This window comes from Leptolyngbya sp. NK1-12, from assembly GCF_032598965.1.
GTDB lineage: Bacteria > Cyanobacteriota > Cyanobacteriia > Elainellales > Elainellaceae > Elainella.
The window spans coordinates 2,694,958-2,720,880 of the sequence record NZ_CP053586.1; the positions used below are offsets into that span (position 1 = coordinate 2,694,958).

General features: G+C 51.3%; 21 protein-coding genes. 5 read left to right on the forward strand and 16 right to left on the reverse strand.

The window, feature by feature from the left end:
* Positions 1-43: 43 nt before the first annotated feature.
* The 3 genes from HJG54_RS11330 to HJG54_RS11340 form a co-directional block, all read right to left on the reverse strand.
* Entirely contained in the window at positions 44-343 is a 300-nt protein-coding gene (locus tag HJG54_RS11330) for a ferredoxin (RefSeq protein WP_036004796.1), read from the reverse strand.
* 826 nt (positions 344-1,169) lie between these two features.
* Complete coding sequence (locus tag HJG54_RS11335) at positions 1,170-2,171, reverse strand: CHAD domain-containing protein (RefSeq protein WP_316435035.1); 1,002 nt, start codon at positions 2,169-2,171, stop codon at positions 1,170-1,172.
* Positions 2,172-2,492: 321 nt separating this feature from the next.
* The gene (locus HJG54_RS11340) at positions 2,493-3,068 is read right to left on the reverse strand and encodes a hypothetical protein (RefSeq protein WP_316435036.1); all 576 of its coding nucleotides are present in this window, start codon (positions 3,066-3,068) and stop codon (positions 2,493-2,495) included.
* Between the two features lie 760 nt (positions 3,069-3,828).
* On the opposite strand from HJG54_RS11340, the gene HJG54_RS11345 reads away from it, so the two are divergent.
* Positions 3,829-5,442, forward strand: a complete 1,614-nt coding sequence (locus HJG54_RS11345; RefSeq protein ID WP_316435037.1) for an NAD(P)H-quinone oxidoreductase subunit 4 — start codon at positions 3,829-3,831, stop codon at positions 5,440-5,442.
* A 136-nt stretch (positions 5,443-5,578) separates the two neighbouring features.
* Here the strand turns inward: HJG54_RS11345 and HJG54_RS11350 are convergent, their stop codons facing one another.
* The 4 genes from HJG54_RS11350 to pds form a co-directional block, all read right to left on the reverse strand.
* Positions 5,579-7,669: a protein kinase domain-containing protein gene (locus HJG54_RS11350; RefSeq protein ID WP_420717364.1), complete on the reverse strand. Its 2,091-nt coding sequence runs from the start codon at positions 7,667-7,669 to the stop codon at positions 5,579-5,581.
* Between the two features lie 737 nt (positions 7,670-8,406).
* Positions 8,407-9,300, reverse strand: coding sequence for a S66 peptidase family protein (locus HJG54_RS11355; protein ID WP_316435040.1), 894 nt, complete (start codon positions 9,298-9,300; stop codon positions 8,407-8,409).
* Between the two features lie 23 nt (positions 9,301-9,323).
* On the reverse strand, positions 9,324-10,253 hold the full coding sequence (gene crtB / locus HJG54_RS11360) for a 15-cis-phytoene synthase CrtB (protein WP_316435041.1): 930 nt from the start codon (positions 10,251-10,253) through the stop codon (positions 9,324-9,326).
* Positions 10,254-10,567: 314 nt separating this feature from the next.
* Entirely contained in the window at positions 10,568-11,986 is a 1,419-nt protein-coding gene (gene pds, locus HJG54_RS11365; RefSeq protein ID WP_316435042.1) for a 15-cis-phytoene desaturase, read from the reverse strand.
* Positions 11,987-12,260: 274 nt separating this feature from the next.
* Here pds and HJG54_RS11370 point away from each other — a divergent pair, with 274 nt between their 5' ends.
* Complete coding sequence (locus HJG54_RS11370; protein ID WP_316435043.1) at positions 12,261-13,364, forward strand: SpoIID/LytB domain-containing protein; 1,104 nt, start codon at positions 12,261-12,263, stop codon at positions 13,362-13,364.
* 10 nt (positions 13,365-13,374) lie between these two features.
* On the opposite strand, the gene rsgA is transcribed toward HJG54_RS11370, so the two are convergent.
* The 5 genes from rsgA to grpE form a co-directional block, all read right to left on the reverse strand.
* Positions 13,375-14,490: a small ribosomal subunit biogenesis GTPase RsgA gene (rsgA, locus tag HJG54_RS11375; RefSeq protein ID WP_316435046.1), complete on the reverse strand. Its 1,116-nt coding sequence runs from the start codon at positions 14,488-14,490 to the stop codon at positions 13,375-13,377.
* Between the two features lie 10 nt (positions 14,491-14,500).
* A complete protein-coding gene (locus HJG54_RS11380; protein WP_316435047.1) occupies positions 14,501-14,761 on the reverse strand; it encodes a sulfurtransferase TusA family protein in 261 nt (86 codons plus the stop codon).
* Positions 14,758-15,888 carry a molecular chaperone DnaJ gene (gene dnaJ, locus HJG54_RS11385; protein ID WP_036004827.1) on the reverse strand — a complete coding sequence of 377 codons (1,131 nt, stop codon included), beginning with the start codon at positions 15,886-15,888 and terminating at the stop codon, positions 14,758-14,760. The genes HJG54_RS11380 and dnaJ overlap by 4 nt, the downstream gene beginning before the upstream one ends.
* 139 nt (positions 15,889-16,027) lie before the next feature.
* Positions 16,028-17,992, reverse strand: coding sequence for a molecular chaperone DnaK (dnaK, locus tag HJG54_RS11390; protein ID WP_316435048.1), 1,965 nt, complete (start codon positions 17,990-17,992; stop codon positions 16,028-16,030).
* 181 nt (positions 17,993-18,173) lie between these two features.
* A complete protein-coding gene (gene grpE, locus HJG54_RS11395) occupies positions 18,174-18,944 on the reverse strand; it encodes a nucleotide exchange factor GrpE (protein WP_316435049.1) in 771 nt (256 codons plus the stop codon).
* A 216-nt stretch (positions 18,945-19,160) separates the two neighbouring features.
* Between grpE and HJG54_RS11400 the strand changes: the two genes are divergently transcribed.
* Positions 19,161-20,255, forward strand: coding sequence for a glycosyltransferase family 4 protein (locus tag HJG54_RS11400; protein ID WP_316435050.1), 1,095 nt, complete (start codon positions 19,161-19,163; stop codon positions 20,253-20,255).
* 28 nt (positions 20,256-20,283) lie between these two features.
* Here HJG54_RS11400 and HJG54_RS11405 read toward each other — a convergent pair whose 3' ends face one another.
* Positions 20,284-21,159, reverse strand: coding sequence for an FkbM family methyltransferase (locus HJG54_RS11405; protein ID WP_316435052.1), 876 nt, complete (start codon positions 21,157-21,159; stop codon positions 20,284-20,286).
* Positions 21,160-21,524: 365 nt separating this feature from the next.
* Between HJG54_RS11405 and HJG54_RS11410 the strand changes: the two genes are divergently transcribed.
* Entirely contained in the window at positions 21,525-22,985 is a 1,461-nt protein-coding gene (locus HJG54_RS11410; protein WP_316435054.1) for a RecQ family ATP-dependent DNA helicase, read from the forward strand.
* Between the two features lie 59 nt (positions 22,986-23,044).
* On the opposite strand, the gene HJG54_RS11415 is transcribed toward HJG54_RS11410, so the two are convergent.
* Complete coding sequence (locus HJG54_RS11415) at positions 23,045-23,500, reverse strand: NUDIX domain-containing protein (RefSeq protein WP_036004842.1); 456 nt, start codon at positions 23,498-23,500, stop codon at positions 23,045-23,047.
* Positions 23,501-23,583: 83 nt separating this feature from the next.
* The gene (bcp, locus tag HJG54_RS11420; RefSeq protein ID WP_316435059.1) at positions 23,584-24,060 is read right to left on the reverse strand and encodes a thioredoxin-dependent thiol peroxidase; all 477 of its coding nucleotides are present in this window, start codon (positions 24,058-24,060) and stop codon (positions 23,584-23,586) included.
* 177 nt (positions 24,061-24,237) lie between these two features.
* On the opposite strand from bcp, the gene HJG54_RS11425 reads away from it, so the two are divergent.
* Positions 24,238-24,921, forward strand: a complete 684-nt coding sequence (locus HJG54_RS11425; protein WP_316435061.1) for a 5-formyltetrahydrofolate cyclo-ligase — start codon at positions 24,238-24,240, stop codon at positions 24,919-24,921.
* Positions 24,922-24,960: 39 nt separating this feature from the next.
* Here HJG54_RS11425 and HJG54_RS11430 read toward each other — a convergent pair whose 3' ends face one another.
* Positions 24,961-25,812, reverse strand: a complete 852-nt coding sequence (locus HJG54_RS11430) for an ABC transporter ATP-binding protein (protein ID WP_316435063.1) — start codon at positions 25,810-25,812, stop codon at positions 24,961-24,963.
* Between the last annotated feature and the right edge of the window lie 111 nt (positions 25,813-25,923).

Genomic DNA, 25,923 nt, shown 5'->3' on the forward strand with positions numbered 1-25,923 from the left:
GGGTTTTGGAATTCAAAAGCTCTGACAAGTTTTCGGAAAGTAGTTAGTACAGCTCTTCTTCTTGGTGGGTGATGATGGTGCAATCAGAAGTCGGATAGGCCACACAAGTCAAGACATAACCTGCTTCAATTTGATCGTCATCCAGAAAGGATTGATCTGACTGGTCAACTGTACCGGCGGTAATTTTACCAGCACAAGTGGAGCAGGCACCGGCACGGCAGGAATAGGGCAGATCCAACCCCTGCTCTTCGGCAGCATCCAGGATGTACTCATCGTCGGGTACTTCGATCGTGGTATTCAACCCTTCAGCGTCGTTAATCAATGTAACTTTGTACGTAGCCATGTATATCCTCTCAGTGTTCGAAACGGCAGTCAAAGTTTACCTATCGCCCAGCCAGCAATGATTATCAAAGAATCAAAGCTCATTCTGGACAAACTCTAATTCTGATACTACGGGAAAACCTTATATCTGTAACCAAAATTCAGCTGACTTGATGAATGGGATTCGTAATGAAACTAGCTATGTTTAGCCTGAATTACTTATACTTTAGAATTATTTTAGGATCCCATAAGGTTAGCTTAAATACTGGCACAGAGCTAAAGTTTTGCTTAATCAACCGCCACTGCTAACATAATTAAGCTGAAGCTTTTTGCTGTTGGTAATTTGACCTTTGATCCCACAGGAAAGGCGTTTGTTCAACTGAGTAATATATAGCTTTCACTAGGGCTAAAACCTGCAATGAATTAGCGGTAATTATTGTTTTAGTTATCATAATCATTCAATAGAATTTAATAGAGCATACTTATCAGTTCGCTAAAATTGCTGCTTTTGAATTGCTGTCGGATTTGATTGTATAAGGGGTTGCTTGAGGCAGGTTTTTGAGTAGGTTTGTACACGATTTTGCAGATACTGAATTCAGCTCCAGGGTCTGTAAATTTTTTGTGTTTGTAGCATCGCCTACCCTTGCTGAAGCACGGGCTAATCCAGCCAGTCCACTCATACGCTTGCGTTCCCGCAGGGTAGTGGACTAGAACCCCTGTCTAGTCTGCGTGAGCAGACTTCCACCACTAGCCCGCGCCCCCTACTAACCTGTTATTGATGCGCGGGTGGGAGATGACGAAGCCAGACAATCGGATTGCACAAAATTCTGTACAGACTCTCAGTCGGCCTACTTAGACGTTGATAGACTGGATAAACTGGGCGACAAAATCATCTGATAGAGGGACCGGCGGAATTTTGTGTCTAGATATTTAAGTCGCATCGCGTCCCAATCGGTCATCGCATTTGTCTGTTGCTGCTGAATAGCGTGGTTTAATTTCGGCATTTTATCTGCGAGCGCCGAATCCAAGACATCATCCGCCAGGATTCCTAGAAGCACATGGGTATCTTGGACAATGCCCAAATTTTCTTGAATTTGCTTCAGTTCATTCACCCATGCTTCAAACGACTTAGTGTAAACCTCGGTGAAAAACTCTGCCTGATAACGGGCATGTTTACAGGTTTTGCGGAGGTCATGCAGGGTTTCGCCACCGTCACCAGATTGGTCTGCAGCTGCGATTAGCCAAGCCGGGTGCAGCAGCAGTTCAGACAATAGTGGACTCAGTAACTCGGGTAAAACAGCCTCTAGAGGCAGTTGGGCCAGCGGGGTATACTCTGGTTGATCGAGCCAGGTTTTGTAAGCTGCCTTGAGATCGCCATACCGTTTTTCTGTAAGAGCAGATTTCACCTCAGCAAAGGCATCGTTGCGCTGTTTGTGTAGGTGTTTAATTGCCTGTTCAATCAATTTCTGCTCCGCTGCAGGAACCTGAGGATGGTATTCGTTCTGCAAAGCAGCGATCTGCACATCGAGGTCGCGCAGGGTTCCCAATACTTTCGTCAATGCCTGTACATGTTTGGCTTGAGCTGGCTTGGGCAGTTTAACGGCAACACCAACTACCTGCAAAGCGGTCCGTAGCCGTCGAGTTGCAACCCGCATTTGATGCAGATGTTCGGGATCCTTATCCTGCAATACACCTTCTTCTTGCTTCACCAAACGGTGATATTGCTTAGCAATTATTCTGTGAGCATACTCACCCAACGACAGGAATTCACCAGAGGCAGTCTTTTGTTTCGACTGCTTCGACTGCTTAGCGGTTGCTTTTCGATCTACTTTCGTTGTCGCTTTTGCCATAAAACCAACCCCCACGAATGCCAACAGGCAATCCTGACCCCCTTCAGTGGTCGCAAAAGACTGCTGCTGCATTCTTAATCAAGTACCAGCCTAAGCTGATTGTTGAGGTCACCCCCGAACTACCATCTTAAACAAAAACCTCTACCCTGGATGTCTTACCGATTAGCTAGATGTAGACGTAAAGCAGTATTTCTGCTTGCAGCGTAGCTGATATTTGGCCAATTGCTATCTTGCAGTTCAAATTGCCCAACCAGTTCAACTATGAGGTCTACCTGCATTAGTCAGCAACCAGCCATCAACTAGTTACCAACTAGTTACCAACTAGTTACCAAAAGGACTGGTCACCTCTGGAAATTCAACTGCAGGAATTGCTGTGGGCGGAATTTGGGTTTCCTCTTCGGGGGCAGTGATGAACGTGACGGTAGGTGCACTGAGGGTTGGTGAAGCTAGGTTGGGGGCCGCAAACGCAGGAGCATTGGACTGGGGTGAATTAAATTGCGGTGGATTTGCAGCCAAAGGATTAAAGGTTGGTCCGGTTAACCCAGGACCACTCAGAGCAGGGGCACTTAAACTAGGGCCAACTAGTTGAGGAGCGTTGAACTGGGGCGCACTAAACGGAATTGGACTGAGGGGTGGTGAATTTAGGGGTGAAGTTTCGACAACCGTATCAGGAAATTCAGTTACAGGCACTTCTGGAGTCGGAACTTCTGGGGTAATGATAGTCGTGACCTCAGGCAATGCTGGTGGCTCTAGAGCTGGTGGGCTAGGAATGCTTGGAAACAGTTGCTCGGTTTCAACGGTTGGAACCGTGACTTGCGGGATTTCTTGAGCAATTGCGCTGGTAGAAAACCCAACCGAAATGGCCAGCACTAGAGAGAGGTGGATGCGGCTAATCATAGCTTGCTTGAGGAAAATTCTCTGATAGTAGTAATTATAGTGTCTCAAGCGAAATTGGTTGAGGCAGCACAAGCAAACAGCATAAGCAAACAGTATAAGCAAACAGAACTAGTCGAGTTGAATCGCCGCATCGACTCAGCACTATCAACTCAGCAATTTGGCTGGAACGCGGCTCAAATAGATCTCAAGAGTGGCAGATCAAAACTCGACTGAGCTAAAGTGGGTCAAGAATTGTAAAGGAATGTTTACAAATGCGGATTCACGACTTTGATGCGACTGGATGAGCTTGCGGCCTGAAAGCTCAATCTAACTTCTTAGGGCTTACTTCTTCTTCATGTTTCGTGGTATCCCTTAAAGAATTTTAGGGATTCGGTCACAAATAAGTTTACTTAACTTAACAATAGGGTATCTTAGAAACAGGACTGATAAGTACAAATTCTCATTTGCCTGTTTCCCTGCTTGGTTCACTGATTGGTTCGTTTGACCTAATTGTTTGATTGACTAGTCGTCTTGGCGATTGCTTGGTCTGCTGAGAGAAGGTTATGGGAGAGGTGCAGGGTCACAGCTTCTTATTCCTAGGGTTAACAGCCTTGATTTGTGTTGCTCGCACCTTGTCTTCAAGTACGAGAGTACTCAGCATCTAGCTCCCACGGTTTGGATTTGATTGTTCTTTGCAGACTGAGCACAGGTTGCCCCAACGTCGCTTACTCAGCAACCTGAATACCCTCTCTCTCTACATTTATTTGGGTAGGCTCTCATCATGAGTACGCAATTTCCTTGGCTAACTGTTTTGACCCTGCTGCCGCTAGTGGCGGCCCTTCCGATCCCATTCCTGCCTGATAAAACTGGCAAGACGGTTCGTTCTTACGCCCTCAGTGTGGGGCTAATCGAATTTATGCTGCTGGTTTATGCTTTTTGGCAGCATTACGACCTCAGTGACCCCCAGTTTCAGCTAGTTGAAACCTACCCTTGGTTGCCTCAAATTGGCTTGAATTGGTCATTGGCGGTAGATGGCCTATCAATGCCGCTGGTGTTGCTGTCGGGACTGGTGACAACTCTGGCGATTCTGGCCTCCTGGAAAATTACCCACAAGCCACGTCTGTTTTATTTTCTGATGCTGGTAATGTACAGCGCTCAGATTGGCGTTTTTGTGGCTCAGGATCTGCTGCTGTTCTTCCTAATGTGGGAACTGGAGCTAGTGCCAGTTTACCTGCTGATTGCGACTTGGGGCGGACAGCGACGGCTCTATGCCGCGACTAAGTTTATTCTCTACACCGCGATTGCCTCTGTCTTCATCCTGGTAGCGGCCCTGGCAATGGCCTTCTACGGTGATACGGTAACGTTCGACATGCAGGCCCTGGGGCTGAAGCAGTACTCGGTTGGCTTTGAGATCGCCATGTATGCTGCGTTTTTGATTGCCTTTGGCGTCAAGCTGCCGATTTTCCCGCTCCATACCTGGTTGCCCGATGCCCACAGCGAAGCTCCGGCACCTGTTTCGATGATTTTGGCTGGCGTGCTTCTGAAGATGGCTGGTTATGCCCTAATCCGCATCAATATCGAAATGCTGCCTAACGCGCATGCCTACTTTGCGCCAGTGCTAGCCGTGCTTGGTGCAGTCGGGATCATCTACGCCTCTCTGACTGCCTTTGCTCAGGTGAATCTGAAGCGACGGTTGGCCTATTCTTCGATTGCCCATATGGGCTTTGTGCTGATTGGGGTAGCCTCCTTCACAGATTTGGGCCTCAGCGGTGCCGTGCTGCAAATGGTGTCGCATGGCTTGATCGCCGCCAGCCTGTTCTTCTTGTCGGGTGTGGCTTATGAGCGGACCCACACGCTAATGATGAACCAAATGGGTGGAATGGCAAAACAAATGCCAACCTTATTTGCCTTGTTTACTGCCGGAGCAATGGCCTCGCTAGCCCTGCCAGGAATGAGTGGGTTTGTGGGTGAGCTGTCGGTTTTCCTCGGTTTTGCCACCAGCGATGCCTACAGTACACCCTTCAAAGTCGTGATTGTGACTCTGGCGGCAGTAGGTGTGATTCTGTCTCCGATTTATCTGCTGTCGATGTTGCGGACGGTGTTTTATGGGGCTGAGCAGGGAGAGCTAGTCAACGTTAGCCTCACGGATGCTAAGCCACGGGAAGCCTTCATTGCCCTTTGCTTACTCGTTCCCATCATTGGAATTGGCATTTACCCCAAGCTAGCGACCCAAACCTATGATGTGAAAACTGTTGAAGTGGCTCAGCAAGTCCGTCAAGTGTTGCCTCTGATTGCTGAGCAACCCGTGCATCTGAGCAACCCGCTTAACCCTCACCTCAGTGCTCCGGCTATTCTGGGAGCCGAGGCCAAAGAGTTGGTGCAGATGTTTAAGTAATGCTGAACCACTGTTGAATCATGCAACCCGCTTAGACCGCAGTGAGCGGTCTTTTTGCTTTTTTGTCAGTGTTTGTTAGTGGGTTGAGAATGGTGCTGGGAGACTGCTCGCAATCATTCTGGCTGTATGGAACGCCTCACACTGGCATCTGCCAAAGCTTCACGGTTTTGTCCGAACTGCCGCTGATCAGAAATTTAGCATCAGGGCTGATAGCAATGGAGTTTACCGTGTCCGTATGGTCAGACCAGGTGGTTAATACTTTGCCCGATGGCAGATCCCAAAGCTTGATTGTGCTGTCGCTGCTGCCGCTGATCAGGAGCCTGCCGTTTGGAGTGATTGCCAGTGTGTTGACGTCGCGGATATGTTCGCTGAAGGTGCGGATCAGTTCACCGGTTTGCACATTCCACAGTCGGATGGTTTTGTCTTTGCTGCCGGTGATCAAGGTTTGACCATCGGGAGTAAATACAATTGCATGGACCGGGTTTAGATGGCCAATGAAAGTTTGCAGGTATTCGCCAGTCCGTAAGCTCCAGAGCTTTACCTTGTTATCTAGCCCGCCACTGGCTAGGAGCTTACCGTCCGGGCTGATAGCAATAGCTTTGATCATGCCGGCTACTTCGGCCAAGGTTTTCAGTAGTGCGCCGGTGTTGGTGCTCCAGAGGCGAATTGTTCGGTCTTCACCTCCGCTGACGAGCAGCTTTCCATCGGGGCTAATGGCTACCGCATTCACATCCCGACTGTGACCAGTAAGTGCCCCTAGCAGCGCTCCATTTAGATAGCTCCAAACTCTTACTGTGTAGTCATCGCTGCCGCTGACAAGCGTGCGACCATCGGGACTAATGGCAATCGTATTGACACCCCGGTTATGCCCGGTCATGTTAAATAACAGTTCGCCTGTGTTGATGTTCCAGACTTTAATCGTGTCATCCAAACTGCTGCTGGCAAAAGTGGGTGTATTGGGGCTGGCAACTACGCAGGTTACCCAAGAAGAATGGGCGTTGAGGGTATAGAGGCAGCGCGAGCCACGAGACGCCGGAGGACGGATTGGATTGATTGGAGGGACGGCAGGGGGAACAGAGACATTGGCAGCGGGTGGGGCCGTAGGCGGCTTAGAAATGGGTGGAGTTGAAGTGGGCGGTTTAGAGGCCGGTGGCCTAGAGATCGGCGGCTGAGAAATCGGCGACTGGGAAATGGGCGGCCTAGATGTTATGGGTCTAGAAACGGGTTGACGAAGTGGTGAACTAGATGGTGTGGAGCCTCGCTGGGCTGTCGATATCGCCGAGGGAGAAACTGGAGGAGGCGAGGCAGGCGTTGGTTTAGGGGTTGGCAGAAACGAATCAGCATTCAGGTCGCGCATCACTTCATCTGCAGTCTGATAGCGCTCGTTAACCAGATCGCGGAGCATATTGTCCAGAATGTGGGCTAGCTGGTCACTGACAACTACACCTTTTTCGTGCTGCAAGTAATCGCGCCAAATCCAACGCCCATTTAGCGGATCGTAGAGGTTATCAGGGCGAGTTTCTGTCATCAAATGTAAGCAAGTGGCACCCAAACTATACAAATCGCTGGCTGGATATGCCTTGCCGCCACGAAATTGTTCCATTGGCGCATAGCCTTCTGTGCCAATCCGAGTCCCTACTTCCCCAGCCGCCTCTTCCCGAATTTGCTTAGCAACACCGAAATCGATCAGCATCAACCGATCATCGGTCTGACGGCGCAGAATGTTCATTGGCGTGATGTCTCGGTGGATCACCTGATGTCGATGCACAAACCTGAGAATTGGCAGCACATCGGCCAGCACATCGCGAATTTGACGTTCATTAAACGCGCCATGCTGTTTCATCTCTTGCAGCAGACTCTGGCCTTCAATGAATTGCTGCACTAGATAGAGGTAGCCATCCTGCTCAAAATAGGCCAACAGGGCTGGGATTTGGGCATGCTCTCCCAATTCATGCAGCCGCACCGCTTCCTGGTTAAACAGGCGCACCGCTTTTTCCAGTGACTTTGTGCCTTGGACCTGAGGTGAAAACTGCTTGATCACGCAGCGAGATTTTAGCCGGTCTTCATCCAACGCCAAGTAGGTTCTGCCAAATCCCCCTTGCCCCAGCAACTGTACAGCCTGATAGCGGCCTCTCAACAGGCTCAAGGGTGTACCGCAGTTCTGGCAAACCTTTGTATTATCTGAATTGAGAGGTTTCTGGCATTGGGGATTGAGACAGCAGATCATAGCAGGTAGCGCACTATGGCATTAGATGAATGATTCACCCTGCGGCGGGTTTGATCAGAGGGTAAGGCAATGAAACGAAGCCAAGCAAGCAAAATTGAGGGCTGAATCGCACAGTCAGTGGATGAAGTTTACTATATTGCAGGTTCAATGGAATGCATAAGGAAGACAATGACAATCTCCACTAGCTTGCCATCTCAGGCTGAAGCAGGCTCTGAAATCCGTCCCTGTAGGGTTGTCATTGTCCTTTCTGTGAGCCAGCACACCCCTGTGAGCCAGCACACCGATGAAGATGAATCTGCACTGTATGTTAGCCACACGCCTACCAATAAATTTCCCTCGTCAACTTCCAGACCCAACAGCCCATAATTCAAATCTTAATCGGGATTAGATGCAGGACAAAATTGAATTTTTGAGCTGTAGGAATCATCAATAGTGACTAAAAGTGATTAAAGTGATAAACAGTTTAATTGTGTTTCTAATTGTATGAGCAATGGCGGGAACAGAATTCATGGCATTGTTTCAGTTCCATGCTATGAGTGGCAGCTATCTGAGTCACAGGGGTGGCAGGATATAAATCACTGTGAAAAGTCAACGTTAATGGTGCTAGCACTTCAGATTTGGCAACGCAGAATCGCAGTTTTAGCAAGTTACAAACGGCTTTTCAGTAAAGGGTGATGGTTAGACGCTTGGCTTAAGTTGACAGACCATCGTTAAACCCGCAAGCAACGTTTTGTCTCTCAATTCAAGATGCTCAAGCTGCCTTGATCGCCATCCAACTCGACTGGAACACCGACCGGCAGAGCTGCATTGACGCCTTCATGGCCAAAGGGTAATTCGGCAACGACCGGTATTCCTAAATCCGAGAGGCGCTCGCGCAGCACCTCAGGGGTTGTAAAGCTAGGAATTCCAGGGGTAGGGTCACACTGACTGAACCGTCCTAGCGCAATTCCCTTAACGCCATTGAAAGCGCCCATCATGCGCCACTGCGTCAACATTCGATCGATGCGGTAGGGAGCCTCGGAAACATCTTCAAATGCCAAAATTGCTCCGGTCAAATCCGGTTGAACCGGGGTACCCAGCAGGTGAGTTGCAACGGTGAGGTTGGCGGGTAGCAGGATCCCACGAGCTTGTCCACCGCCCCAGCCTTTTCCTTGTAGCGGAGCGATATCTCGCCCTTCAACCCAATCAAACAAGCGCTGCACTGACCAATCCGGCTCGGCGTAGAGCGTGGTCAATAAAGGTGCATGCACACCGGCAACCCCTTCAAGCGCCAAACTCCACAGCAAGCTGGTAATATCCGAAAAGCCGATCAGCCACTTGGGTTCAGACAAATTCCACTGCCAGTTTTCCAGCAGTCTTGCCCCCCCATAGCCACCCCGCAGGCATAGCAAACCGCGACAGTCTGGATCCTGTAGCGCTTGACGCAGCTGATGGCGACGGTCCGCATCGGTTCCAGCTAAGTAACCCCAGCGGGCATCATAGCCAGGGGCAAGCTTCAGTTGATAGCCGCGAGCCTCCCAGATCTGAATTCCTTTTTCAAATGCAGCTCGCTCTCGCAAAGCACCGCTGGGAGCAATTACATTCAGCCAATCACCTGGTTTGAGAGGTAGCGGCAGCCGACAAATCTGCATCCTGCATCACCAATAACCGCTGACTACAGCACCTCAGCCCGCAATTTAGCCAGCGGCAAATATAGCAATTTGCGCCAGCCTGGAACATAAGCCCGCTTGCAAAACACGTCGTACTGGTTTTGTTCAATCACATCTAGAATGCCGCGATAGAGCATCAGAGCTGCCCAAACCGGGAATCGAGCATCCGGACTCAGCAAACTAATGCCGCTTTCAGCCTCGCTAAAAAAACGACGAGCACGAGCGATCTGAAACTGCATTAAGGCCCGCCAGCGCTCATCAACCACGCCATTCAGCAACTCCTTCTCGCTGTACTTGAAACGCTCCAAGTCTTCAAGCGGAATATAAATGCGGCCACGGCGAGCGTCTTCTCCAACATCGCGCAGAATATTGGTGAGTTGATTGGCAATTCCTAGCGCAACGGCCTCTGGTTCAGGATTTCTAGCGGTTTGTGACTGGCTCCAGGGGGTTGAGCGGTGGCTATCATCTACTCCCATTACCGGAGTGGTCATCAGGCCAACGGTTCCGGCCACGCGGTAGCAGTAGAGCTTTAGCTCTTCAAAGGTTTCGTAACGACTGCGGTACAAATCCATGCGCTGCCCAGCAATCATGTCCCGAAAGGGTTGGATGTTGATTGGAAACCGTTGCAGTGTGTCTACCAGAGCAACGTCCACATCCTCGATTGGCTGTCCGGCAAAGACCGATTCCAAATGCTGTTCCCATTCGTCTAGGGTGGCATTGGTCGTCAGCTCGGAACGAGGGCCATCGACTAGCTCATCCGTGCGGCGACACCAGACGTAAATTGCCCAGATCGCTCGACGCTTTGCTTCGGGCATCAGGAGAGTGCCTAAATAAAACGTCTTGGAATACTCTGCCGTGATTTGGCGACAAAGTTCGTAGGCCTCCTCCAGAGGAGCCAGAGTCGTTATACGGGGAGATTCAGGCAGTTGCAGCATTACATCGCAAGCTGAGGGTTGACGAAAGATTTTAGAGTTTGGACTTTTGAACTTGAAATAGAGGGTATTGAGGCAATTCGTACATACTTTAACCTCTGGATGGACAGAAAAAACGTTCCAGCTAAAAGAGTCGTAGCAGCCCTCAATGAAACTCAATTCAAAATCAAAATCTCAAATCCAAAATCGATTGGCGGGCAAACTGACTTCGGTCAGAAAAATCGGCTATCAGCTATTCTCCTATGAAGGTGCAATCAAAAGCAGCAACTCAGGGTGATTTGCGCTGTCCAATTGCGAATTTACCCTCTTAGGCCAACTCAGGACGCCGTTGCCAAGTCTTTGACGGTTGCGTGGCTGAGCTGCGTTTCCCGACTGTCAATCGCTGCTGCTGCCAGTTTTCCGGATAGCACGGCTCCTTCCATGCTGCCTAAATAGCGCTGCATCGTGTAACTCCCCGCTAGGAAGAAATTCGAGATGGGCGTCACTTGATCCGGACGATAGGCTTGGCTGCCGGGAGCGGCCGTGTAAACCGACCGGGGTGTTTTCACTACCTTGTATTTGCGCAGCTGGGCTGGGTTTTCGGTCCCAAAGTGCTGCGGGAACAGTTTCTCGAGTTCCTTCATTGTGGCGGCAATAATTTCTTCGTCCGATTTGTCGATCCAGTCTTTTGCAGGAGCCAACACAAGTTCCAGCATCGAGCGGTCAGGATCGGCGTACTCTTTGCAGGTGATGCTCATATCGGCATAGACGCTGAGCAGATCAGAGCGCGAGAACAGGAGCTGATCGACATCGGTCAGCTTACGGTCAAACCAGAGATGCAGATTAATTACCGGCACACCTTCTAGGCCATCCAGCTTCTGGAAAAACTCAATCGACCGCCATTCTGAAGGCAACAACGCTTTAACCACATCTACTGACATAGCCGAGACATAGGCGTCGGCGGCAATCACCTCATCCGGGGCACCATCTAGGCCGCGAATCGAGAAACCGCGCACGCTGCCGTCTTCATTCAGCAAAATTTGCTTTAAGGGTTTCTTCAGGTGCACTTGGCCGCCACGTGCTTCGATGTAGTCTACAATCGGCTGGCAGAGGCGCTCGGTAGGAGACCCATCTAAAAACGCGATTTTGGACCCGTATCGTTCCTGCAAAAAACGGTTCAGAGCCGTTAGCGGTACCGTGGCCGAAACATCTTCGGGGTTGATGAACGTCAACGCTTTAGAAGCAGCAATAAAAATATCGCTGTTGACCCGCTCATCGATGCCCTGCCGTCTCAGCCACTCCAGCAAGCTGTACTGATCCATGTCCTCAACATACTTTTGTCCCCGCACAATCGCAGGTAGCAACCCAACCGCAAAGCGAATCTTCTGCTCCCAGGTCAGCATGTCGTTGTTGCGCAGAATTGACACGATCACATTCAAGGGAGAGGGAATATCGGGCACATCAAACCGGGATAGAACGCCGGGTTTGTCGGGTTGATTAAAAATCAGGGTGTGCTGCTTCCACTGCAAGCGGTCCTCGATGCCTAGCTCTTTCAGCAGTTGCAACATGTTGGGATAGGCCCCAAAAAAAGCATGTAATCCCGTTTCGTACCAGTCTCCGTCTGCGTCTTTCCAAGCTGCCACTAAACCGCCCAAGACATCACGACTCTCTAAAACAATGGGGGTATGTCCGGCATCTGTAAGATATTTGGCACAAGCTAGACCCGCTAGTCCTGCTCCGGCGATTGCAACTCGCATGTATTGCTTTTACCTTCAGTGATGGGTGTCAGTGATTTGCGTCGTATTGACTCTCATATTATATGTTGCAAACTGTTACATTTCGACCCGATTCCCGTGAGAATCTAAAGGAAAGATAAAAAGGTAAAAGTGGATCCGGATGTAAGATACAAGATTTGAGGGCTATATGCATTGACTCCTAAGCTACGGTCCTAAGGCGGTCCTGTAGCTGGAATGCTGGATCAGGGCATTGAGTGGGTCAAGGCAATCAGCCGTGTTGTGCTGGGTGAATTTTATGGCGAAACCGCAATTTGTTCAGTTTTTCAAACGTTATCCTTGGCTGTTGCTGCTTCTACTAGCTGTGCTGCAATTAGCCGGAGTGCTGATCTTTCTAAATTTGCAGCGCCAATCCTCGTCCTCAGCCCCCAGCCTCTCTGGTTCACCTGCGTCAACACCTTCTCCAGTCTCGTCTTTAGCAGCCCCAGTCCAGCCAACTTCCACACCCGGTAAGCGAGCTACCAAAACCCAAGCTCCGCCATCGGCCACTGCCCCAGGGTCAGAACAATCAACGCAACCGGCTTCTCCTCAGCCCAAACCCTCCTTGACCGCAGAGCAAAAAGCGATCAATGAGCGGTACAAGCAATCTTTTGTCAGTCCGGCGACGGCAGTAGATACTTTGATTGAAATGCGGGTGGCGATTGCAGAAGGAGTGCCGGCCTTGTCGCTTGGCAGTTCCACCTCAGCCACATTGATGGACCAGAACCGTAAACCTCTATTAACTCTTTCTGCTGAGACTCGGTACACTGCTCAACCAAGTGGAAATGGTACTGCCCTAGATGGATCGCAACTCCCTGCGGTCGTGCTGGTGGAACCGAGTCAGAATGGCCTGCTCTATTTGGGCGATCGAGCCTATCGCGGGCGGTTGCTGTTGGTGAATGATGCGGGCAAACTTTGGGCGGTGAATTTGGTCAACTTGCGCAACTACTTGCACAGCGTGGTGGCGAGTGAAGTGTCACCCAGTTGGCATCCGGAAGCACTGAAAGCTCAGGCAGTGGCGGCTCGCTCCTACGCGCTGACCTATTATTTCAAGCCTATGAGTTCGTTGTTCCACCTGGGTGCTACCGAATACTATCAGGTCTATAGCGGCATCAACCGGGAAGCACCCGAAACCAACCAAGCGGTAGATGCAACGTCAGGACAGTTTGTCAGCTACCGGGGTGGGATTGTCGAGTCTCTCTATGCGGCATCGGATGACATTGTGGCAGAAGCCTTTCAGGGGCACGGCATGAGTCAACTTGGGGCGCTGAATTTAGCTGAAGAAGGGTATAACTATCAGCAAATTCTAGCTAACTACTATCCCGGTACCGGACTTGGTCAGATTGTTCAGGATTATGAATGAGGCGACTCGATTAATCCGGCTCCGAGGCCATTACCTCATCTATGTCCTGATAGAGGTAGCGCAGGGTTTGTTTTTCGGTGCGGCGGGAGGGGCGGCGATATTTTTTGGCTGCTAGCTTTGGTTCGCTGATAATTTGACCTTCGCCTTTGGTTTTTAGCTTGGTGGTAGCTTCGGCATCACTGGAGCGATCGAGAGCCTGTTGATAGGCCATTACTTCGTCGAGAAACATCAGGTAATGGTCGTAGCGTTCCCAATCACCACGAACCCCACAGTTTGGCTCATCTCGGTGCAGACAGTCGCTGAACTGGCAGTTTGCTTTTCCTAACCGCTGACGGGCTTCAGGGAAGTAATCGGCTAGCTCTGCCGGGGCGCAGGTGAGGTCGGGTTGGTTAAAGCCCGGTGTATCGGCCAGTAAGCCACCCGACGGCAGCTCAAACAATTCCACATGCCGAGTCGTATGACGACCGCGCCCCAGTTTGCCAGACACAGCTCCAGTGCGCAGCTCCACTTTGGGAATCAGGCGATTAATTAGACTCGACTTACCCACGCCCGAAGGACCAGAAATCACTGTGATTTTGTTCGCTAGGACTGTTTCTATAGCTGTTAACCCCTGGCGTTGACGCAGACTGATCAAGATTGGCTGGTAGCCCCACTGGTTGAGGCGATCAATCCACTGCTGCTGGTCTTCCTGAGAAACTAAATCGCGCTTGTTGAGGCAGAGCGTAATTTCTAGGTCAGTGGATTCGGCTTTGACCAAAAACCGGCTGAGCTGGATCGGGTCTAGCGTCGGTTCGGAAAGGGCAAATACCAGCAGAATCTGATCCACATTGGCGATCGGTGGACGATCGAGTTCGGTTTGGCGGGGAAAGACCTGAGCGATGGCACCCCGTTGAGCTAGCCAATCAGGTTCTTCTACCTCGACGCGGTCTCCTACCATCACCTGCTGACCGATTTTTTTCAGGCGAGTGCGGCGTGTACAGAGCAGCAGGTTCGACTGGGCTGCCTCCGGTAAGGGAGGTGTTAATTGAACCCAGTAAAAGTTAGCCTGAGCGGCTACTACCGTTCCAATCAGAGAGTCAGCGGCGGCTGGTTCCGACCATTGGTCAGTAGTTTCGGCCTCGCTCATACCGCAGTTTTCATCCTCTTACGTTCTGCTCTACTGGACGACGCACCTGCAAAGCGAAAAATTGCTGGCGGTCCTCGATCTGCTCGATGCCGTAGCCTTCCATCCGCAAGCTATCAGGCACCTGCTCAATCGGTTCACCCGGATCTAGCCACACTTCTAGCAGCGAACCGGGCGGCATTTTTTCCAATCGCAGTTTGGTACGCACAAAATTGAGCGGACAGGGCGTGCCCCGCAGATCAAGCTGAGCATCGGGCTGTTGCAATCCGGTCATCCTCGGAATAGCCCTCCTAGGAAGCCTTCAATGCCGCCGCTTTTACTGAGTCGCTCACCGCGAATTTTTACCAGCTTATCCAGCAGTTCTCGCTCCTCTGGGCTAACCCGCGTGGGAATATCGACCAGAATGGTCAGCAGATGGTCGCCCCGGCTAGCGGAGTTACCCAAGCGCGGCACCCCTCGATGTTCTAGCGTCAGCACCGTATTGGGCTGGGTACCCGGATTGATCGTGACTTCTACCGGGCCGTCTACGGTTTCCACCTCGATGCGGTCGCCCAAAATCGCCTGGAGGTAGCTAATCTTGACCTCAGACAGAATGTTGATGCCGTCGCGGTGGAACTTGGGATCGTCATTCACAAACAGATAGACATACAGATCTCCTGGCGGACCGCTTCGCTGACCGGCATCCCCTTCACCGGATACGCGCAGACGAGTGCCGTTATCCACACCAGCCGGAATCGTAATCTTCAGCTTCTTCGCTTCTTGCTTTTGACCGCTGCCATTACAGGATTCGCACTTGTCTTCGATCACTTGGCCGTTGCCATTACAGGTCGGGCAGACCGAAACTTGCGTGAAGCTGCCAAAGGGGGTACGAGTGGCTCGACGCACCTGCCCTGCTCCACTACAGGTGGGACAAACGCGCGGTTGCGTTCCCGGCTTGGCTCCCGAACCCTTACAGACTGTACAGGTCTCCAAATGGCTGATACGAATTTCCTTTTCGCCGCCAAAAACGGCTTCTCGGAAGTCCAGCTTCAGATCAAGGCGCAGGTCATCGCCCCGCATTGGCCCGGCCCGGCGTCGGGCTTGCTGACCCATGCCGGTTGAGAACCCGCTGAAAAAGCTTTCAAAAATATCGGCAAAGCCGCCCAAATCACTAAAGTCTTGGAAGCCAGCTCCAGCCGCTGACCCAACCCCTGCTTCTCCAAACCGGTCGTAGCGCGCCTTCATCTCCGGATCGGAGAGCACCTCATACGCTCGATTGATTTCCTTGAATCGTTCCTCAGCGCCTGCTTCTTTATTAACATCAGGATGGTATTTGCGGGCTAGCCGCCGATACGCACGCTTAATTTCCTCCTTGTCGGCATTGCGCGAAACACCGAGGATTTCGTAGTAATCACCTGCCATAGAGTGCTATTTCAGATAGGGGGAGTTGTGGGAGAAACGCAAAAGCGGAGTAGGCGAGGTAAGAATTGGCTCAGGGTTATCATACCTGATTGCCAAACTGCTCGACTCACTACTCCATCCTAAACCAATCATCCAAGATTCAATCGACTGCCTCGTAGTCTGCGGTAATCGTGGCATCATCAACAAACTCTTCGTAATCCTCAGCTGGTGGTTCTGGTGGCATATGACCGTTAGCCCAAGGCGCGGTTTGGGTCGTGGCATCGTAATCATAGAATTCTTCGGATGCCTCGGCCTGAGCCTGCTGATACACTGCCTCACCGATCGTGAGTAAGGTTTGCTGCAGGGCGTCAATGCAAGAGCGCATCTCTTCCAGAGCAGTATTGCGGTCGGCAATTGCAGCTCGCAGTTCAGCAACTTTCTCGGTCGCCAAGGCTCTCAGGTCATCGGTGATGAAATCGGCATTATCGCGCAGGGTTGTTTCATAGCTGTAGAGCAAGGTGTCTGCCTGGTTGCGGAGAGCCACCATTTGTCTACGCCGCTCATCGTCTTCGGCGTACACCTCGGCTTCTTTCCGCATCCGCTCGACTTCGGCCTCACTCAAGCCACCCGTGTTGCTGATTTGGATGCTCTGCTCACGTCCAGTGCCTTTGTCGCGGGCTGAAACGCGCAGAATACCATTGGCGTCGATCTCAAACGAGACTTCGATTTGGGGCACGCCTCTAGGCGCAGGGGGAATGCCGGTGAGTTGGAACTTACCCAAGCTCTTGTTGTCTCGTACCATCGCCCGTTCGCCCTGCAGCACATGGATTTCAACAGATGTTTGGCCGTCGGTAGCGGTGGAGAAAACCTGGGATTTGCTGGTGGGAATGGTCGTATTGCGCTCGATAATTTTAGTGAAGACTTCGCCCAGGGTCTCAATCCCAAGCGACAGCGGCGTCACATCCAGCAGCAGCAAATCTTTAACCTCGCCTCCCAAAACGCCCGCCTGAATTGCCGCTCCCAGCGCCACGGCTTCGTCTGGGTTAACCGAGCGGTCGGGAGTTTTGCCGCTAAAGTAGTCTTGAATTGCTTCTTGCACGGCGGGAATTCGTGTTGACCCACCCACCAAAATAATTCGATCAATCTGATCGGGTGTGAGGTCGCAATCTTTGAGGGCATGGGTGACTGGCTCGATAGTGGCCTGGACCAGATAACCCACCAGCTCCTCAAATTTGGCGCGGGTTAACTCCATCTCCAGGTGTTTTGGACCTGTGGCATCTGCCGTAATAAAGGGGAGGTTGATGCTGGTGGTCAACATACTGGAAAGCTCAATCTTGGCTTTCTCTGCAGCTTCCCGCAGGCGTTGCAGCGCCATCTTATCGACAGATAAGTCAATGCCTTCCTGCTGCTGGAAGTTATCCATCATCCAGCGCACCAGGACATTGTCAAAATCATCACCGCCCAAGTGGTTGTTGCCGGAGGTGGCTTTCACCTCAAACACGCCATCACCCAATTGCAGCACCGACACGTCAAACGTACCGCCACCCAGGTCAAACACCAGCACGCACTGATCCTGATCTTGCTTATCGAGACCATAGGACAGGGCAGCAGCAGTTGGCTCGTTGATAATCCGCAGGACTTCTAGACCGGCAATGGTGCCCGCATCTTTGGTAGCCTGCCGCTGGGCATCAGTAAAATAGGCGGGAACGGTAATCACTGCTTGCGTCACTGGCTCGCCCAGGTAGTTTTCAGCATCTTGCTTCAGCTTTTGCAAGATCATGGCTGAAACCTCTTGAGGTGTGTAGGTCTTGCCGCGAATCTGGACATCGACGGTATCATCCTTGCCGCGCACACAGGCGTAGGGAACTCTAGTCCGCTCGTCTTCAGTATCGTTCCAGCGCCGACCAATGAATCGCTTGATGCTAAAAACGGTGTTTTCGGCATTGGTGACAGCCTGCCGCTTTGCAAGCTGCCCAATCAGACGTTCTCCTGTTTTGCCAAACCCAACAATGCTAGGAGTGGTGCGCCCCCCTTCAGAGTTGGAAATCACAACCGGCTTGCCGCCTTCTAACACGGCTACACAGCTATTTGTTGTGCCCAGGTCGATGCCAATGACTTTTCCCATAACTAGCGGTTACGTACATTTTTTGAGTGATTGATTGCAACTTCTCACTTCTAGCTCAGTATTCCGCAATTCCTCGGCAATGTGATCAGTTGCACACAAAATGTTTGTGAGGATATCTGTATTCAACGCAAGCGATGCATCCTGGGGTAGCACCTGCGCCCTGTTTTGATTCCTGCACCCGTTAGTTGGAAGCCTCTTCGGATGAAGCTGCATCTGGTTCTGGTGCTGCAGCAACCTTTACCATCGCGTGACGCAACACCCGTTCTCCCAGCAGGTATCCCCGCACCAGTTCCTCTAAAACAGTCCCTTCAGGATGTTCAGTTGTAGACTCCCGCATCACGGCTTCATGCAGATTGGGGTCAAACGGCTTTCCTTCTGACCGCATGGGAGAGACGCCGATGCGCTTCAGCGATTCTACGAGCTGTTTATAAACGCTTTGATAACTCTTGTGAATGTTCATCTCAGCGTCGGTTTGCGGCTTGATTTGAGAGCGAGCGCGTTCAAAGTTGTCTACCACCGGCAGCAATTCTTTCAGGGTGGTGCACTTGATCTGCTGCTCCTGCTCTTCCTTTTCCTTTTGAGTGCGTTTGCGGAAATTTTCAAAGTCTGCCGCAATCCGCATATATTGATTGGTCCGGTCTTCCAGTTGGGCTTTGAGCGCTTCAATATCCTGCGTCAGAGCGCTGACCGTTGCTTGTAGGTCCACGGGTGTGTCGGCTGCGGTCTCTGCATCAGCAGAATTTTCGGGACTGAGGTCAAACGGTTCCACATCTGGAGCCAGGGTAAATTCTTCGGATTCTCCATTTACGTCCACGGTGGCATCAGTGATTTTTGCCTCCGGATCAGTTGGTAGATTGGTTTCAGCAGACATTGGCTCACTTTCCACTTGCTCAACTTCAAAAATGCCAGCTCCTGCCACTTGTATAGGCGTTGGCTGGTTTCTTGCATCCATAACTCACTATTCTGCCCTAAGTTCAGGCTATTCCAATCAAAATCGCCAGCTTTGTCAATGGCACCTAGATGACTGTGTGAAAGCTAACTGTGGTAAAAAAGGTAGCGGCATGATTCTGCCTGGACCTCGGGTGCATGAGTGGCGTATCAATGCCAATCACATAAACAACCTTGATTGTAGCTTTCCAAATCCGGTTAGTCAGGTAGGAAACAAATCATGCTAAGTACAGGAAACCGAACCTTACTGAAGGTGCTATTTATCTCTACTCCAGTGGGGCCAATCGGTTCAGGGCTGGGTGGCGGTGTTGAGCTAACCCTACGCAACATAGCTCAGGCAATGCAGCAGCGTGGTCATCAGGTTAGCGTTTTGGCTCCAGCTAGCTCGGTGCTAGAAGGCATTGAAGTCATTTCGGTTTCAGGGGTGCCTCAGCCCACAGCCCAAACCCAGGAGCGGCAATCACCGATTAGTTTTCCTGGTAATTCGGTGCTGGCGAACCTGTGGGACTATGCTCGCCAGATCCAGCATCGCTACGATCTGCTGCTCAATTTTGCCTATGATTGGCTGCCGTTTTACTTGACTCCTTTTTTTGAGCGTCCGATTGCTCATTTAGTCAGTATGGGATCGCTCACCGATGCAATGGATCAAATGATTGCGCAAACCGTCGAGCGGTTTCCCGGCACGATTGGGGTTCATAGCCGAGCGCAGGCAGCTACCTTCTCCTTCGAGGAGCGCTGTCGCTGTTTGAGCAATGGCCTGGATTTATCGCTGTACCAATTTAAGGCGGAAGCAGAAAACTGCTTAGGTTGGGTTGGCCGGATTGCGCCAGAAAAAGGAATTGAGGATGCGATTTTGGCTGCTCAGCAGGCTGGAGTTGGCCTAAAAATTTGGGGAGCTATGCCGGATCAGCGTTATTGGCAAACCGTTTGTCAGCGTTACCCAGAGGCTAACTTCAGCTACGAAGGATTTTGTCCTACCGAGCAACTTCAAGCTGGTTTGGGGCGTTGTCGCGCCCTATTGATGACACCCAAGTGGGTAGAAGCCTTTGGCAATGTGGCCATCGAAGCTCTGGCGTGCGGTGTGCCGGTGATTGCCTATCGACGTGGTGGCCCCGCCGAGATTGTGGAGCATGGCAAAACTGGCTGGCTGATTGAACCCGACTGCATTGCTGAATTAGTAGAGGCGATTGCCCAGCTAGACCAAATCGATCGCCACACCTGTCGGCAACAAGCAGAAGCTCGGTTCTCCATGCAGGCAATGGGCGATCGGGTTGAAGCTTGGTTAGCGCAAATTTTGCGAATGTCCAGTGAATAGATTTCAGCGAATAGATTTTACGACTGCTTTACCAGTTGGATACTGACCAATGGCGGGTAGGAGCATGGAGGTAGGCAATCGTGTCCACTGCTACTTTGGCCAAACTGTAGCCTTGTTGAGCTAAAAACTGAAAGCAGGCTTGCTGGTCGGCAGGGCTGAGAAAACTGTGCTCAAAGTGAATAATTGCTGGCTTGATGTAGTCAAATGGCATCATCTTGAGAATCTCGAAATCAAATCCCATTGTGTCGAGGACCAGCAAATCCACCTGTGCGACCTGGTGTTTGGCCAGCAGCGATTGAATGGTCAGAGCTGGTAGGGGAGTCTCTTGAATCATGGAATCAAGGTCTTCTGGAATGGTGTCCAATTGCTTGACATTGCGCCAGTAGTAGAGGGCACCCCACACAGCCTCTCTGCTCAAGCTGGCCGACTGAGACAGCCAAAATGGTAGGTCGGCTATACCCTGTCGAATTGTGTAAAACGCTGCCGTACCATCGTGGTCGCTGATTACCGCATTTTCAAAAATTAGCTGCGGCTGGTCCTGATAATTGGCTTGCAGGGTTTTGAAGGTATAAGGCTGCGGTTCGACTAGAATGCCGCGCCAGTGGTACTTACGAATCAGTTGAGAGACGGGATCAGCGGAGGAGCCATCATGGGCACCAATTTGGACGACGAAAAGGTCGGGTTGGTGCTGGCGATAATCCTGCACGATCAGGTGCAGCAGGTCGATAAAGGGGAGTTCAATAGCAGGAAAATCGGGAGCCGAGGAGGACTGTTTAGTAATTTGGTAGCCCAACCGATGAGCAATCTCTGAGATGAATCGTAACGGCATGAGGAACGTTGTGAAGGTAAAGGGGTAGGCGCGACGGGTTTGATTAGCCGCAATAGGTTGCCAGAGTGGAAACATTGAACTTGGCTAAATTGGCAACTCTAGATCGCAAGATTGCAAAATCTGATCGCAAAAGTGGGAGAGAGGCGCACGTCTCATCTCGCTCACCTTCTATAGCTATGATGCTTCCTTCCTAAAGCGGTTGGGTGAATTTTCAATAAAACAGTGCTGGTCATTGGTGATTATTAGGAAAACCTTAATTTCTTTCGGTTTATTCAGCTTTATGGAGACATTTCTCGCTGTATCTGTTTGAGGTATTCCAAATTTTGGTATTTGAACGACATACGAACAACATACAGGGTTTCCATCGCAGTGCTAGTTCTCTATGGCAATGGGAAATCTGAGGGCAGTTGTTTTGAACTCCCTTGCTTCGAAATACAGCCATGCAGCAGTTGGATCAGGACCAGTGGCAACGAATTTGCGCTGAGCTACAGCGGATTTGGGGCTATGCGGCGTTTCGGCCTCCCCAAGGTGAAATTGTCCGTGCCCTACTTGCCAAACAGGATGCCCTAGTGGTGATGCCGACTGGCGGCGGCAAGTCGATTTGTTTTCAGTTGCCGGCTCTGCTAGAAACGGGCTTAACTCTCGTGGTTTCTCCCTTGGTGGCGCTGATGGAGAATCAGGTTCACGAATTACAAAAGCGCCATTTGCCGGCGGCCTTGCTGCACAGCGAATTGCCAACTCACCAGCGCCGTAAAATTCTGGGGTCGCTAGAACGGCAGCAACTGCGGCTTTTATACCTCTCTCCAGAAACCTTGTTGAGTTTGCCGGTGTGGCAGCGCTTGAGTCAGCCCGATTTAGCGATCAATGGGTTGATTCTGGATGAAGCGCATTGCTTAGTGCAGTGGGGGGACATGTTTCGGCCTGCCTATCGGCGCTTGGGAGCGGTCCGCTCTGCTCTCCTGCAAACCAAACCCATGGGTGCAAAAATGGCGCTTGCCGCGTTTACCGCCACTGCCGATCCCCAGGCTCAACAAATTATTTGTAACGTGCTGGCACTACAACAGCCCCAAGTTTTTCTCAACAGCCCCTATCGGCCCAATCTCCACCTCTCAGTCCAAATGGTTTGGACTCCCAGAGGCCGACGGCAGCAGCTCAGGCAATTCATTCAGCAGGCGGGTGGGGCCGGATTGGTCTATGTGCGAACGCGGCGCGACAGTGAAACCTTAGCAATCTGGTTGGCTCAACAGGGGTGGGCAACGGCAGCCTATCATGCTGGACTCAGTCCTGACCAGCGGCGGCAGATTGAAACGGCTTGGCTGAACGGTTCACTGGCATTTGTGGTCTGTACCTCGGCATTTGGCATGGGCATTAACAAACCCGATGTGCGCTGGGTGGTGCACTTCCACGCGCCGCTGTTGCTTTCCGAGTATGTGCAAGAAGTAGGCCGCGCCGGACGGGATGGTAAGCCAGCTAAAGCTCTGTCGATCATCAGTGAACCCAGCGGCTGGCTCGATCCTACCGATCAACAGCGACTGCAATTTTTCCGCAACCAGGAACGCCAGCAGCGACAGATGGCCCAACAGTTAATCCAACGGCTGCCAGCCCAAGGAGAAGTTGAGGTGGTGACGCGCCAGTTTAGCAATGGAGCGATTGCGTTATCGTTGCTCCACAGTATGGGACAGCTCGAATGGTTGGACCCATTTCACTATGTCATTCGCCGCTCTACTGTTTCGCATGGCTTGCAGCAGAACAAAGGAACAGAAGAGATGAGTCACTATCTCAGGACAACCCAATGCCGCTGGAGATTTATTTTGAGGGCTTTTGGGTTTGCTGAGCAGGCTGATGCGCTAAAGCAGTGTGGGCATTGCGATCGCTGCCAGTCGCGTAGTTTTCGCAAGTGATCGCAGTAAAGTGATCGCAATCGGACTTCTGGCCTATCGCTCAGCCATGTTGACCGAGTTTAAGCCAAAACCGTGGCCCCACTCAAATAGTCCTGAAGCTGGCGGTCGTGATCGTGCGAGAGTTCGCCCTGCGGAATTTCAGATAGGGAAAAGGCTCGGATGTTCATGATTTCTAAGGTGTCTTGCACCTGCATTTCTCCTTCAACCAAGGCTTCGATCACCACACAAATAGAATGAAAGCGCGGATCGCGGTTGGGATCGGAGTAGATACCAACGAGGCGGTTAATTTTGATTAGCTTAAGGCCCGTTTCTTCGGCTAGTTCGCGTTTAGCAGAGGTAGAAATATCTTCCCCCCATTCGACTAAGCCACCGGGTAAACTCCAGCGCCCGTTGTCTCGCCGCTGCACTAGCACGATTCTTCCATCGGGTAGGACCGGAATAATGCTTGTGCCGGTAATCGGATGGCGAAAAATAACGCCTATTGCTGCCTGTAAAAGTCGCCAGAACTGAAGCATTGGATGCAGTTAACCTAAAGCACTAAAAAGCATAAACCCCTCGCCACTGATCCAAACGGTTGTATCGAATCGTGATCGCTGAACTAAGTTCCTGAAGCGGCTGAAGCCAAATCGTTCAGAATTTCGGCGGCATGCTGATCGGGTTTGACCTTGAGATAAATTTTCTCGATTCTGCCATCCGGCCCAATCACAAAAGTATTGCGGCTGACTCCCATATACTCCTTGCCCATGAATTTTTTCAATCCGTAACTATCATAGGCGCTGGCTACCCGACCTTCTGCATCGGACAGCAGCGGAAAGGGAAGATTAAACTTTTGAATGAATTTTGTGTGAGCTTTAGCGTCGTCGGTACTGATGCCTAAGATGACTACATCTTGTGCTTGGTAGTCTGGATAGGCGTCTCGAAAGCCGCAGGCTTCTTTAGTGCATCCTGGTGTGTTATCACGCGGATAGAAATAGAGAATTACCCGCTTGCCGCGAAAGTCTGCGAGGTTGACAAGCTGCCCGTTTGCATCCGGCAAACTAAAGTCGGGCGCTAAATCGCCTGGTTTTAATGCCATTGCGCATTGCCTTTAACGAGTCAATCTTATTGATTCTAGGGTGGATTAGCCCATTTACCCAAGCTGGGTAGCGAAATGAAGTTCTATATAAAAGCGATTTTCTAGCAATCCGGTTTTGCTTCAGACGCGCTACACTTTAACCGCACAGGTTTCAGTATATGGGCATTCACACAGCGTATGAGCAGTGGGGTCGATTCTGATCAAGGGGCAAAGACTGATTCAGACGCCAATTCAGACACCAAGCCAGACACCAAATCAACTGCGCTAGCCGGTCGTCAGCCTGAGCACCAGCGCGCCAGTCAAAAAGCTCAGTTGCGGCGTTCGATTTTGAAAGCGCGCCAGTCGATGCCGCAGGAAATCTGGCAGCAGAAAAGCAATCGCCTCTGTGGCCATTTGCAGCAAATGGCTTGGTTCGCTGAGGCCCGAACGATTTTGGCCTATATCAGCTTTCGGCAGGAGCCGGACCTGAACGCTCTGTTTCTGAACCATTTGCATGATCGGCGCTGGGGATTGCCCCGCTGTGTTGGTAAATCCCTCGCTTGGCATCTTTGGTCGCCTGAGGCGCTGCCGCTGCAAACCGGAATCTACGGCATTCCCGAACCCCACCCTGATTCGCCGATGCTGAATGCCAGCGAAGTGGATCTGATTTTGGTACCGGCGGTAGCTTGCGATGTGCGGGGCTATCGGTTGGGCTATGGCGGCGGATTCTATGACCGGCTGCTCAGCGCTCCGGCTTGGCGACAGATTCCCACCATTGGGATTGTGTTTGAATTTGCTCGACTGCCGCGTCTGCCGATTGAACCCTGGGACCGTCCGCTACAGGCAATTTGCACTGAGGTGGGGCTGTTTGAGCCGCGATAAAGGCTGGACTAAATTCAAGAGTTATTAGTCTAGGTTTTGTTAGTCTAGGTTCCGTCCGGTCAGCTCAACGAAGATATCTTCTAGGTTAGAAGGCCGCAGCATCATGCCGGTTTTGTCGGGCTGTTGCTCTAGGAAGGCTTTAGCATCCTGCATTGTCGGGAAAAAAGTGTAATCCCAGCGGTCGCCATTTTGTTTCATCACTAAGCCTTCGCCATGTTGCCGCCTCAGTTCTGCTAGTGTGCCCAAGGCGATCAGCTTGCCGCTGTCCATAATGCCGATGCGGTTGCACAGGTATTCCACTTCTTCCATATAGTGAGTGGTGAGCAAAATCGTCATGCCTTGCTGGTTTAAGCCTTTGATGATTTCCCAGAGGCGGCGGCGCGTTTGCGGATCGAGTCCTACCGTGGGTTCGTCAAGAAACAAAATCTGTGGTTGGTGCAGCAGCGCTCTGGCGATCTGTAACCGGCGTTTCATGCCGCCCGACAGGGTTTTAACCAGGTCGTTACGACGGTCGAGCAGCTCCACATACTCTAGCCAACGGTCGATTTCTTTCTGCCGGCGTGAGTTGGCAATGTGATGCATCCGGCCATGAAATTCCATGTTCTCCCAAACGGTCAGATCCATATCCACACTGGTTTGCTGCAAGACAACGCCGATCTGTTGCTTGACACCAAACGGTTGCCGCAGCACATCATATCCAGCCACAACAATGTCCCCCTGAGTGGGACGAGTCAGAGTTGTGACCATGCGAATCGTGGTGGATTTGCCAGCCCCGTTGGGTCCCAGCAAGCCAAAGATTTCGCCCGGTTCAATGGTTAACGACAAATCATCCACAACCGAGACGTTGTTGTAGACCTTGTGGACATTTTGGAGACAAACCGCAGCAGGCATAGGGGTTGGGAGGGTTGTAAGGGAGGGGTAGGGGGTAGGGAGAAAACCAGTTTGGTAGAGAGGTTCGTTGTTAAGCAACTGGCTCAATTAGCCTTACAGGAGTCAAGCAAT